Source organism: Pseudomonas sp. Root329, from assembly GCF_001424925.1.
Lineage (GTDB): Bacteria > Pseudomonadota > Gammaproteobacteria > Pseudomonadales > Pseudomonadaceae > Aquipseudomonas > Aquipseudomonas arabinosi.
This window is the reverse complement of sequence record NZ_LMCV01000015.1, coordinates 1-12,814: the sequence shown is the minus strand read 5'-3', so window position 1 is coordinate 12,814 and position 12,814 is coordinate 1. Positions and strand designations below refer to the sequence as shown.

8 protein-coding genes are annotated in these 12,814 nt (G+C 60.1%); 1 reads left to right on the top strand and 7 read right to left on the bottom strand.

The genetic code is table 11. The features are described from left to right. Window positions 1-2 precede the first annotated feature (2 nt). A complete protein-coding gene (locus tag ASC74_RS31110; RefSeq protein WP_082555825.1) occupies window positions 3-230 on the top strand; it encodes a hypothetical protein in 228 nt (75 codons plus the stop codon). A gap of 172 nt (window positions 231-402) precedes the next feature. Here ASC74_RS31110 and ASC74_RS14485 read toward each other — a convergent pair whose 3' ends face one another. The 7 genes from ASC74_RS14485 to ASC74_RS14455 all read right to left on the bottom strand — a co-directional run bounded on the left by ASC74_RS14485 (window position 403) and on the right by ASC74_RS14455 (window position 12,381). Beyond that, window positions 403-3,441 carry a multidrug efflux RND transporter permease subunit gene (locus ASC74_RS14485; protein ID WP_056741999.1) on the bottom strand — a complete coding sequence of 1,013 codons (3,039 nt, stop codon included), beginning with the start codon at window positions 3,439-3,441 and terminating at the stop codon, window positions 403-405. A 13-nt stretch (window positions 3,442-3,454) separates the two neighbouring features. Further along, a complete protein-coding gene (locus ASC74_RS14480; protein ID WP_056741998.1) occupies window positions 3,455-4,603 on the bottom strand; it encodes an efflux RND transporter periplasmic adaptor subunit in 1,149 nt (382 codons plus the stop codon). Window positions 4,604-4,853: 250 nt separating this feature from the next. After that, window positions 4,854-5,951, bottom strand: coding sequence for a DUF1513 domain-containing protein (locus tag ASC74_RS14475; RefSeq protein WP_056741997.1), 1,098 nt, complete (start codon window positions 5,949-5,951; stop codon window positions 4,854-4,856). 14 nt (window positions 5,952-5,965) lie between these two features. Beyond that, window positions 5,966-7,030: an imelysin family protein gene (locus tag ASC74_RS14470; RefSeq protein WP_046047112.1), complete on the bottom strand. Its 1,065-nt coding sequence runs from the start codon at window positions 7,028-7,030 to the stop codon at window positions 5,966-5,968. Between the two features lie 26 nt (window positions 7,031-7,056). Further along, window positions 7,057-8,484, bottom strand: coding sequence for a di-heme oxidoreductase family protein (locus ASC74_RS14465; protein ID WP_056741996.1), 1,428 nt, complete (start codon window positions 8,482-8,484; stop codon window positions 7,057-7,059). Between the two features lie 290 nt (window positions 8,485-8,774). Then, window positions 8,775-10,121 (bottom strand): imelysin family protein, encoded by a 1,347-nt coding sequence (locus tag ASC74_RS14460; RefSeq protein WP_056741995.1) that lies wholly within the window; start codon window positions 10,119-10,121, stop codon window positions 8,775-8,777. Window positions 10,122-10,329: 208 nt separating this feature from the next. Beyond that, window positions 10,330-12,381 (bottom strand): putative bifunctional diguanylate cyclase/phosphodiesterase, encoded by a 2,052-nt coding sequence (locus ASC74_RS14455; protein ID WP_056741994.1) that lies wholly within the window; start codon window positions 12,379-12,381, stop codon window positions 10,330-10,332. Window positions 12,382-12,814 lie beyond the last annotated feature (433 nt).

Sequence of the window (12,814 nt, the reverse complement as noted above, 5' to 3'; positions counted from 1 at the left end):
CAATGAAACTCGAAATTGCACGAGGTGTATTTTTAATAGGAGCCTTGGCAGTTGCTTCATTGGCGGTGGCGGCATGGGAGCAGCCCCGCCCGCAGGTCCTCAGTTCAGTGAGCGGCGACGCGCATTGTCCATTGCCACGAGTTGCCAAGGCATCCGTGGCATCCCGCCCCGATCATGATTTATTGCTGTTCATGTTCGGACTTTCTCAAGGACTGAGGCCGCAAAGTTGAACAGATTGAAGCCCAAATAAAAGGCCTCGCAAATGCGAGGCCTTTTTTATTCCCGCCTTTCAGCAACGACATCGACCAAATGTGGGAGCGGGCTTGCTCGCGAATGCGGTGTGTCATTCAGCATTGATGTGACAGGTACACCGCATTCGCGAGCAAGCCCGCTCCCACAAGGTTATGTGTGTTCTTTAGACTTATCGGGTTTAGCCAGCAAGGTGTAAACACACGGCAGCACAAACAACGTAAACAAAGTCCCGATCGACATCCCCGTGGCGATCACCGTGCCGATGTCGAACCGGCTGACGGCGCCCGCCCCCGTGGCGATGATCAACGGCACCATGCCGAACACCATCGCAGCGGTGGTCATCAACACCGGACGCAGACGAATGGCCGCTGCTTCCTCCACAGCCTCGCGCGGCGTCAGGCCTTTGTCCTTGCGTAACTGGTTGGCAAATTCGACGATCAGGATTCCGTGTTTGCTGATCAGCCCGATCAACGTCACCAGGCCGACCTGGGTGTAGATATTCATGCTCGACCAGCCCAGGAACAGCGGGATCAGCGCACCACAGATCGACAAGGGGACGGTCACCAGAATCACCAGCGGATCGCGGAAGCTTTCGAACTGGGCGGCCAGTACCAGGAAAATGATCGCCAGCGCCAGGGCGAAGGTGACCCACAGCGCACTGCCTTCCTGGACGTATTGCCGGGATGCGCCGGCATAGTCGAAGGCATAACCCACCGGGGCCTCTTCCCGAGCGATCTGGCGCACGGTGTCGATGGCTTCACCCATGCTGACCAGCGGCACCCCGGACAGGATGGCCGAGTTGAGTTGCTGGAACTGGTTCAACTGCCGTGGACGCGCCCGGTCAGTCACGGTGATCAGGGTCGACAGGGCCAGCAGTTCGCCTTGGGTGTTCCTCACATAATAATTGTTCAGCCAGTCGGGGTTATCCCGGAAGGGCCGTTCGACCTGCGCGATGACTTTGTAGCTGCGACCTTCAATGGTGAAACGGTTGATCTCCGCCTCACCCAGCAATGTCGCGAGCGTTCCGCCCAGATCCTGCATGGAAACACCCATCTGTGCGGCTTTGGCGCGATCGATATCCACCACCACTTCAGGTTTGTCGAACGCCAGGTCGACGTCGACGAAGGCGAATTTGCCGGATTCCATTGCCCGCTTTTTCACCCGGTCGGTCACTTGCAGCAGCGACTCGTAATCCTTGGCGGAGTTGATGACGAACTGAAACGGCAGCCCCTCGCCGGTACCGGGCAGGGAAGGCAGGTTGAAGCCGAAGATTTGCAACCCGGAAATGCTCTCCAGTTTGCGCTGGACCTCGGGCAGGATTTGCATCTGAGTGCGGCTGCGTTCGTTCCACGGCTTGAGCAGGAAGCCGCCGATCCCCGATTGCACGCCGTTGAAGCCATTGATCTGGAACGACGAGTAGTACTCGGGAAACGTCTTGAAGATCGTGACGAACTCGTCGGTGTAGGTGCTCAGATAGTCGAGGTTGGCCGGTTGCGGGGCGTTGGCCATCATGAAAATGATGCCCTGGTCCTCGTCCGGCGCCAGTTCCGACTTGGTGAACGTGAGCAGTACCGGAATCAGGCACAGCACGATCACCGCGAACACCAGCACCACCGGCCGGGTGCTCAGGGTTGCGTGCAGCATGCGTTGGTAACGGCGCTTGAGACCTTCGAATATCAGGTCCAGGCGATGGGCCAGGCCGCTGGGATTTTCGTCGTGACGCAGCAGGAAGGCGCACATCATCGGCGACAGGGTCAGGGCGACAATGCCGGAGATCACCACCGCGCCGGCCAGGGTCAGGGCGAACTCCTTGAACAGCGCCCCCGTGAGCCCCGTCAGGAAGCCGATCGGCGCATAGACCGCTGCCAGGGTGATGGTCATCGAGACCACCGGCATGGCGATTTCCCGGGCGCCTTCGATGGCTGCATCCAGCGGTGTCTTGCCTTCTTCAATGTGCCGGTGGATGTTTTCCACCACCACAATGGCGTCGTCCACCACCAGGCCGATGGCCAATACCATCGCCAACAACGTCAGCAGGTTGATCGAGTAGCCCATCATCTGCATGAAGAACATCACGCCGATCATCGACAGCGGGATGGTGACTACCGGGATCACCACCGAACGCAGCGCGCCGAGAAACAGGAACACCACCACGATCACGATCAACACCGCTTCGAACAATGTTTTGATCACCTCGTTGATCGAGGCCTGGATAAACAGTGTGGCGTCGTAGGCGATTTCACCTTTAAGGTTTGGCGGCAGCTGGGCTTCCAGGTCCGGCATGATCTTGCGCACTTCCTTGATCACGTCCAGCGGGTTGGCGCCGGGCGTGGCCTTGATGCCGATGTACACCGAAGGTGTGCCGCCGAAGGAGCTGATCGAGTTGTAGTTTTCCGCACCCATTTCAACCCGCGCCACATCGCTGAGCAGCACGCGACTGTCGCCCTCGACCTTGAGCGGAATCGCGGCAAAGGCTTCAGCGGATTTGAGCTCGGTGTTGGCGTTGATGCTGGTGACGACGTACTCGCCTTTCACTTCGCCGGCGGCGGAGAGGAAGTTATATTTGCGTACGGCATCGGTCACGTCGCTGGCACTCAGGCCGAAACCGGCGAGCTTGACCGGGTCCAGCCACAGACGCATGGCAAATACCTGGTTGCCGAGAATCTCGGCTTCAGCCATGCCCGGCAGGGTCGCCAGTTTCGGCTGGATGACCCGCGACAGGTAGTCGGTAATCTGCGGGTTGCTCAGTTCCTTGCTGAAGAAGCTGATGTACATCAGTGCCGAGGCGTCGGCGGCTTCCTTGCTCAGTACCGGGTCTTCGGCGTCCTGAGGCAGTTGGTTCTTCACCTCGTTGGCCTTGGCCAGCAGTTCGGTGAACAAGCGGTCGCTGTTGGAGCCGATGCGCGCATAGATCGAGATCACCGAGAAGTTCTGGCGACTGACCGAGGTCATGTAATCGATGCCTTCGGCGCTCGCCAGACTTTGCTGCATCGGTTGGGTGATGTAGCCCTGAATGGTTTCGGCGTTGGCCCCGGGATAAGCGGTGGTTACCGTGATCAGGGCGTTTTCCATTTGTGGATATTGGCGCAGCGGCAACTTGCTCCAGGCCTGGAAGCCCAGCAGCACAATCAGCAGGCTGACTACGGTGGCGAGCACCGGGCGACGGATGAACGGGTCGGTAAAAGCCATGGGGATTCCTTGATCAGTCCGCGCGCGGCGGGCTGTTCTTCTCGGCTAAGGTCTTGTCGTCGCTGATCGCAATGTGTGCGCCGTTGTCCAGTTTGATCTGGCCGGCCGTGACCACTTTTTCGCCGTTCTGCACGCCTTTGGTGATCATCACTTGCCCATCGCGGCGCTCGCCGGTTTCGATGAAACGTCGTTCGGCGATCAGGATCGGTTGGCCCTTGTCGTCTTTTTCCAGGCTGCCGTCTTCGGCTTTTTTCTGCGCGACGACATAGAGCGAGTTGCCGTACAGCGTGTAGGTGATCGCGCTTTCCGGCACGACGATGCGCGGCTGCGGGTCGGGCAACAACACTTGCAGGCTGGCGAACATCCCCGGCAGCAGTTTGCCGTCGGGATTAGCCAGGGTCGCGCGGACCTGGACGTTGCGCGTGCTGTTTTCGACTTTCGGGTTGATCGCGCTGATGGTGCCGGGGAAGGTTTGTGTCGGGTAGGCCGCGACAATGATCTGCACCGGTTGGCCGAGGGCGATTTTCGGTACCGACTGCTCGGGCACGAAGAAGTCTACATAGAGGCTGCTGAGGTCTTGCAGGGTGGCAATCATGGTGCCGCTGGCGAGATAGTCACCGATGTCCACCTGACGAATGCCGATGGTCCCGCTGAACGGTGCGAGCAAGCGTTTTTTGGCCAGCGCCGCCTTGAGCTGATTGACCGTGGCCCGGCTCTTTTTCAGCACTGCAGAGAGCCGGTCGAATTCGCCTTTGGAAATGGCCTGGCTGCCCACCAATTGACTGCCGCGACCGTAATCGAGCTGCGCCAGACCCAGGTCGGCCTGAGCAGTTTCGAGCAGGGCGGTTTCTACCACGCTATCAAGCAAAAGCAGCGGTTGGCCGACCTTGACCTTCTGGCCTGACTCGAACTGCAAATCGATGACGGTGCCGTCGGTCTCCAGGCTCAGGTCCACGCCTTGCAGCGCCTTGAGCGTGCCGACGGTGGGCAGGCGGGCTTGCCACGGCCGTTCGGTGGCCGTGGCCACGGCGACACTGATCGCCGGTTTCGGCACAGCAAAGCCCTGAATCATCGTATAGATGGAGAAGGCTTTGTAACCGGCCAGCACCAGCACGATCAGCAAAACAACACCCAACATGATCAGCATGCGGCGACGCAGCATATTTCCACTTCCTTGGAGAAAATCAGGTGAGACAGTCGGGGCACATTACTCCGAGTGGGAGATTGATTCCAACTGGCAGAACTTACAGGTGGGCGTCACCCCGACCTGTAGCAGCTGGCGCAGCCTGCGTTCGGCTGCGAAGCAGTCGTAAATCCAGACACCTCGGTTTTCATGAAACATCGCGGCGCCTGATATCACGACTGCTTCGCAGCCGAACGCAGGCTGCGCCAGCTGCTACAAAGGACCGTGTCTAGATGAGGTGCAGGTGGTTGTCCCAGAGCCCTGCGGGTAGATCGAGGGGTTTTGCTACAAGGCTTGTCTGGCGGCAATCGTAGAACCGGCAGCGTCCTTGACCCGAGGTCACGACAAAGCCATCGGCTACCGCGCCGACCCCGGCGCAATCGGGAAGCGGCGCGTCCAGGCGCACTTCACCGCTGTCCAGGTCCCAGATGAAAAAGCGGTTGCCCCGTGGCGCAGTCAACGCGACCAGGCGCAATTCGCTGTGCACCGCGACGCTGGCTGTGTAATGCCCCATGGCCTGCAACTGATGCTCAGGTACCGGAAAGGCCACGAAAGGCTGCCCGGGACGCTTGATCGCCAGCAGCTCCGACGACTCGTGAGACGGCCCCATGAACTGCTGACCGGCGACGATGGTGCCGTCGCTGGCAATTCCCAAATGCCGCACGCTGTTCATCTGCTGGGCCAGGGTTTCCTTGCTCAGCAGGGTGCCGTCGCGTTGCATCAGGACCAGGCTCGGTTCCATGGCGTTGAGGTTCATCTCGACGCGGCTTTCGGCCTCGGTGCGAATGCCGCCGTTGGCCACCACCAGGGTTTCACCGTCGGGCATCCACGACACCTGATGCGGGCCGACGCCGTGGGTCGAAATCTCGCCGCTGTGCACCAGCCGCTCACCTTCGAACTTATACACACCGAGCAAGCCGCGACCTGGATCGGAGGTGTCGTTCTCGGTGGCGTACAGCCAGTCGCCGCTCTTGTGAATCACCGCGTGACCGTAGAAGTGCCGGTTCGGCAGCGAGGTCACGGTTTGCAGCAGCGTGCCGTCGCGCAGGTCGATCAGGTAACTCTCGGTGCCAGGACGACGGGCGACGAACAGCGCAATCGGCAGCGTCGGGTGGTTGATGATGTCGTGGCAGCGCTGGCCGACCTGGGTGGCAAACACCCGGGTGCCGTCCAGCCGGTAACCGACGGCGTAGTGCTTGCCGTCGGTGTCGTCCCGCGCCGACAGCAGCAGCGGGCTTTTGTCCTTCTGCTTGAACAGCGTCCAGCCGCCCAGTGTCACCGCACCCAGCAGCAAACTACCTAACGTCAGAGCCTGGCGTCGCAGCATGGAACTTGCCCTCATCAGTCACCGTCGTTGGCGTTGAAGCCCAGTTGGATGCCCAGCGCCTTGGCCAGTTCGCCTTCGTGCAGGCGGTGGACGACGTTGAGGCTGTCGTAGAGATCGTTGAGTTGCTGGCGACCGGCATCGTCATTGAGCATCTCGGTCAGCGAGCGCTGATTGCTGGCGAACAGTTTCAGGGACGCGGCGTAAGCGGCGTCAATCTTGTCGGCCAACGGTTTCTGCTCGCTCGGCAACAGGCCGCGCAGGCCTTTGTTGTCGACGCCTTCCCACACCGTTTTGGCGGCGGCGAGGCTGGCTTCGAGGCCGGTCAGGGACGACTGGCTGCGCCATGCATCGGCCTGGAACGGTTGCGGCACACCCTTCGTTTGACGGCCCATCGGCGTGCCGAGTTTTTTCTTCAGGCTGTCGATGGCGGTGACTTGCACGCGCAACAGATCGGCGATGGCTTCGTGGGAATCGGCGTAGCGCTGGTTCGGGAATTTGCTCATCTGCGCGAGCATGCCGTCGGTGTTGTTCCAGCTTTTCAGAATCTCTTCGGCCAGTTGTTTCTGACGCTCGCCAATCGCGATCAGCAGCGGGCAGTACTTGGCTTTCTGTTCAGCGTTGGCCACATCAGGCTTGCTGTCGAACAGGATGTATTCGTAGGCAGAAAGGCCTTGAACCACAACGCTGGACTTGGCCAGGGCAGCGGCATCGATCTGCGGCTGTGCGGTGACCAGTTGCTCGACCTGACGGCCGACGAGGTTTTTCTTGTCCGGCCAGAACTGCACTTGCCAGGCGCGATTGCCCTCGGCCAGCGGCCCGATCAGCAGCGGCTGCAACTCGGCCCAGGCTTTCTGCGCATGCAGGAAGTCGGCGCGGGCGGTGTCGAGGTTTTCCTTGCCTTCGCAGTAGGCCAACGCACTGACAGCCAGCTGGCGGTCGGCTTCAACCCAGCGCGTGTAGGTCGGCAGGATCACCGACTTGGCGATGGCTGCTGACGTGACGGCCTGCGGATCCTGAGGGGAACAGGCGCCCAAGGCTAGCGCGGCAAGGCTGGTGAACAACAATTTGGGACGGAACATGTCGGGCTCCCGCTATGGAATACGTATTAAAGGGAATTCAAGAACGCCAGCAACGCAGCGCGCTGTTCGGCGTTGAAAGACAAAACCTGTTGCTGCGCCGCTGTGGCTTCGCCGCCATGCCAGAGCACGGCTTCGAGCAGATTGCGGGCGCGGCCATCGTGCAAAAACTGGGTGTGGCCACTGACCGCCTGCGTCAGGCCGATGCCCCACAACGGCGGGGTGCGCCAGTCGCGGCCGCTGGCCTGGAATTCGGTACGGTTGTCGGCCAGACCGTCGCCCATGTCATGCAGCAGCAGATCGCTGTAAGGGCGAATCACTTGATTGGCCAGTTCAGGTTCTGCGGCATTGGCGGCGGTGGTGTATTTCGGGGTGTGGCAGGACTGGCATCCGGCCTGGAAAAACAGATTCTTGCCGGCCAGCACCTCGGGGGCGCTGACATCGCGGCGGGCCGGTACGGCGAGGTTACGGCTGTAGAACAGCACCAGGCGCAGGATGTTATCGCTGACTTCCGGCTCGCCATCCGGGCCATTGCCATTCGGTGCCTGCTTGCAGGCGGTTTGCGCATCGGTGCAGTCGTCGACGGGCCTCAGGCTTGTGGTCAGACCCATGTCACCGGAAAACGCGTGAACATTCTGTTGATTGAGGTTTGGTTGGCCGGCCTTCCAGCCAAATCGGCCGAGAACGGTTTTTTGCTGCGCGTCATCCCAGACCTGGTTCGGGCGCCCGGCGATACCGTTTTTGTCTTTTGCCTGAGCCTCGGCATTGGCCAGGATCGTCTTGTCGGGAATTGCTTCGAGCAGGCCCAGGCCAATCATTGGCGGTGCAACCCTGGCCGAGAAACGCGTGTCAGGGTGCATCGGGCCGTAGCCGAGCTGGGTGATCTGCAACATCGGTTTGCGCAACTCGACTTCGGTGCCGTCCTTGAAGCGAATCGGAACGGGCGTGTAATCGACGCGCACTTTGCCTTCCGGCACGACACCCGGCACGGACATGTCCTGGAATTGTCCGCCGTAAACCGGCTCCGGGACGACACCGAGCTGCTCGATGACCTTGGCATAGGCCGGCGCATCGGGAATCGACAGGCGTACCAGCATCGACACGGCGTTCTGCGCATCAGGCGTGGGCGGATGACCGCGGCCGTCCTTGATGTGGCAGCCCTGGCACGCGTTGGTGTTGAACAACGGCCCGAGGCCATCCCGGGCAGTGGTGGTCGACGGCGCGATCACCCAGGGATTACGGAAAAAACTGTTGCCGACACTGAAGTCCACGCGCCGTGACGGCGACAGGTTGGCGGACGGCAAAGAAAATGAGTTCTGATCGGTCTTGCGCACGGTTGCACTGCCACCGGACCGGGCTTCACCGGGTTCGGCCTGGGTAAAACGCGGGGCGTCATCGCAGGCACTCAGGCCCAGGGCCAGAAACAGTGCGGGAAAGCGAAGAGGCAGCGAGGGCATCAGACATCCTGCAAGACGAGCAAAACAAGGGGCGCAAAGTCTAACAGGGCAGGGGAGATTGAATAAGAGGAATTATCGTTTGGTTGATGTAGCGCAGGGTTTTGCGATGATCATCAGGTTAATCACAATCCCCTGTGGGAGCGGGCTTGCTCGCGAAAGCGGTTTGTCAGTCACCAATAATGTTGAATGTGACGGCGCCTTCGCGAGCAAGCCCGCTCCCACATTTTGATCTGCGTTAGGGCCAATAAAAAGGCGACCCGAAGGTCGCCTTTTTATTCAAACAGCGTTGATCAGAACTCGTGATCAGCGTTGTCCGGGTTCAGGTCACTGATGCCCAGTTTGCCAGCGGCGGCTTCGATCGAACCGGTCTGCTTGACCAGGGAAGCGATAGCGTCGCGGACGATCTGGTTGCCAGCGGTGTTGCCGGCGGCGATCAGTTGGTCGTAGTGCTCACCCTTGTTGGCGTGATCGACCATGATCTGGATTTTGGCTTCGGTGGCGGCCAGGTCGGCTTTGAGCGCGGTGTCGGCAGCCGGGTCAGCCTTGGCCACCAGGGACGACAGGCTGGCGCCGGTCATTTTGGTGCCGTCGACGCGGGAGTATTCGCCCAGGTACACGTTACGAATGCCTTTGGCATCGTAGAAGTGCGAGTTGTGGGTGTTGTCGCTGAAGCAATCCTGTTCGTCTTCCGGGGAGTTCGCTTCCAGGGAAACCTTCATGCGCTCGCCCGCCAGTTCGCCCAGGGACAGGCTGCCCATGCCGAACAGCATTTTGCGCAGGCCGGATTCAGCTGGCTCGGCTTCCAGGGTGGCGCGGTAGTTGTCGGCCACGTTCGGCTTCCAGTTACCGACCATTTCTTCCAGGTCGCTGACCAGCAGTTGGGTCACGGACTTCAGATAAGCGCGACGACGATCGTTATGACCGCCGGTTGCGCCTTTGCCTTCCAGGTAGTCGGAAGCTGGACGGTTGCCGGCGCCAGGGCCAGTGCCGTTCAAGTCCTGGCCCCAGAGCAGGAATTCGATAGCGTGGTAGCCGGTGGCGACGTTGGCCTCGGAGCCACCCAGCTCGTTCAGGCTGGCAAGTTTTGCCGGGGTGATGTCTTTCACGTCGACCTTGTCTTCGCCGACCTGAACCTGGGTGTTGGCGATGATGTTGGCCGTGGCGCCCGGGTTACCCAGTGCGTGCTCGTAGGATTTGTCGACGTAGTCGATCAGGCCTTCGTCCAGCGGCCAGGAGTTCACCTGACCTTCCCAGTCGTCGATGATGGTGTTGCCGAAGCGGAACACTTCGCTCTGCAGGTAAGGAACGCGGGCAGCGATCCAGGCAGCCTTGGCAGCTTTCAGGGTGTCGGCGTTCGGCTTGGCGAGGAAGGCGTCGACGGCGGTTTGCAGGGTCTTCGCGGTGGATTCGGCATCGCTGTAAACGGCGAAGACGATGTCGGCGTAATGCGCGACAACGGCTTTGGCGGCGGCTTCGTCGACTTTACTGGCAGCGGCAGGTGCAGCAGCCGGGGCCGTGGTGCTGGCGGCCGGAGTCGGTGCTTGCGCAGCGACAGCTTTGTCTTTGCCTTCGCCACAACCGGCGAGGGAAATAGCGATGGCCAACAGACTGGCGGTAGCCAGAGGCATACGAATCATGGCGAACATCCTGCTTCGAGAAGGGGTGGAATGGCGCAGCAAGCGCGCAAAACTGCGACATAATGCAAATCTTTCGCATTATGTGTAAAGGGTTGTGCTTGGAAATATTTCTTATTCGCGGGGACGCGTGAGGTAGATCAAGAGAACGCAGCCTCGTTTCACTCGACAGCTCCTACAGAGTGAAACGAGGCTGCGATCTTTTGATCTTTTACAAAATAGCAGCGTTACTGCGCTGGGCCTGTTTCAGATACGCGCTCAATTCGCGCGCCGGCAGCGGCTTGCTGTAGAGATAGCCCTGACCTTCGTGACAGCCCTCGGAGATGATGTAGGCCTCTTGCTCGGGGGTTTCCACGCCTTCGGCAATCACCTGCATGCCCAGGCTCTTGCCCAACTGGATGATGGCCCGAACGATGGTCGCATCGTCGTCGTCATCGAGCAGGTCCTGAACGAAGCTCTTGTCGATCTTGATCTTGTCCAGCGGCAGGCTTTTCAGATAACTCAATGACGAGTAACCGGTGCCGAAGTCGTCGATCGCGATCAGCGCACCGGAGCGGCGCAGGCTCAGCAGGTGCTGGGCGGCCGTGCTGATGTCTTCCATCAGGCCGGTTTCGGTGACTTCCAGCTCCAGGCTGCGCGGTGGCAGGCGGTACATCTGCAGGAGGTTGTTGACCACCCGTGGCAACTCGGCGTGGTGCAGCTGCACCGTGGACAGATTCACCGCCATGCGCAGGTCGACGAAACCCTGGTCATGCCAGTCGCGCAATTGCTTGCACGCCTGATCCAGCACCCATTCACCGATGGCGATGATGGTGCCGTTCTGCTCGGCCAAGGGGATGAACAAGTCCGGCGGAACCAGCCCGTGCTCGGGATGCTGCCAGCGAATCAGCGCCTCGACACCCACCACGCGGTGATCGCGATAACTGATCTGCGGCTGGTAGACGAGGTAGAACTGGCCTCGGGCCAAGGCGTCGCGCAGGTCTTTTTCCAGCTCGCGACGGCGGCGCATCTCGGTGTCGACGCTGGCGATATAGAACTGATAACGGTTGCGCGAGCGAGTCTTGGCCAGGGTCATGGTCTGCTCGGCTTTTTGCAGCAGCTTCTCGGTGCTGTCACCGTCTTCGGGGAACAGGGTGATGCCGATGGTGGCGCGCAGGCGAATCTCTTGATGATCGAGGGCAAAGGCCGCTTCCAGGTCATCGAGAATGCTTTGGGCCAGTTCGGCCGCTTCGTAGGGTTGTTCGATGTCGGCCTGAACCAGGGCGAACTGGTCGCCGCCGAGGCGGGCGAGGGCGCCAAGGCGTCCGCTGTGAGCGCGCAGGCGATCGGCCAGGGCCAGCAGCAGTTGGTCGCCGGTCTGGTAGCTGAATTGTTCGTTGATGCCCTTGAAGTCGTCCAGGCCGACCACCAATACCGCGACCCGACGTTGCAACCTGCCGGCGTCTACCAGGATTTTGTCCAGTTGCTGCTGCAATTGCTGGCGGTTCGGCAGGCCGGTGAGGAAGTCGTACTGGGCCATGCGTAGCAGGCTGTTTTCCGCTTCGTGGCGCAAATGGGTGTTGCGCTCGATGGATTCGAGCAACTGGTTGGCGGTGTTGATCCAGATCCCCAGTTCGTTCTTTTCATGCCCCTTGAGTAGCGGGATTTTGTGTGCGCTGGGGCGATCCGGATTGATTTCCGTGAGGTGTTCGATGATCCGCGACAGCGGCTTGGTCAGCAGCCAGTGATAGACCAGGTACAGCACCAGCCCCATGGCCATCGCACGCAACACGCCGGAGATGAAGATGATCACCGAACTGACGATGAAACCCTGGCCGTAGGTGGCGGTGTCGAGGGTGATGCTCAAGTCGCCGTAATACTCGCTGTAAGGGCCGCGACCCACCAGTTGGGTGGTGAAGGTGCGCTCCTTGCCGAGGATCAGGTCGGTCAGCCAGCGACTGTCGGAATGCTGCAGCTCGCGAGACTTTTGCGCGAGCATGGCTTCGTTGGGATGGCCAATGGAGGCCTTGCGCACAGCGTCGTCCTGAAACAGGCCTTCGATCACCTGCATGCCCATTTCCCGGTCCAGGCTGTAGACAGCCTGGGTCGAGGGGTCGCGGAACATGTCGAGGATGCGTTGGGCATCGCTGGCCACGGCCTGGCGTGTTTTATAGGCATCGAAAACGATCTGCGCGCAGCTCAAGACCACGCCGACGATCAATGCCGACAGGAGCACGACCCGGAGCAACTTCACCGACAAGCTGTTCTTGAGTTCCAGCTTCAAAGAGTCATTTCCTTGTTCCGTGCGGGTAGCGTCAAGTTGCCATGAGTATTGGCAATCCGGTGATGGCAGTCAAAGGGACAATCAATCACATTGGGTTTTGCCTGTAGCTTGGCCGAAATGCTGTGGCTTGGAGTGTTTGCCTATTCGTACTGTGTCGGTTGTTGGGTCCTTCAACTTGAGGGGGATTGGGACATATTTTCCGTTTGGTTGATGTTAGACGGCTGTGGCGTTGGGGCAAGGGTTTGCTGTGGGGATTTGGTCTGGTGTGTATATCCGTTCCTGCGGTAACGGCCACTTAGGGTTTCGCCCTTACGGCGACTCACTTTTTTTACAAACCCCTCCGTGTCAGGCTACCTGTCGCCCTTGTTGATTGACTCAATCATTCAAGAGGGCGAAGGTGCATAACAATGTCCAAAATGGGCAAGCGATACGA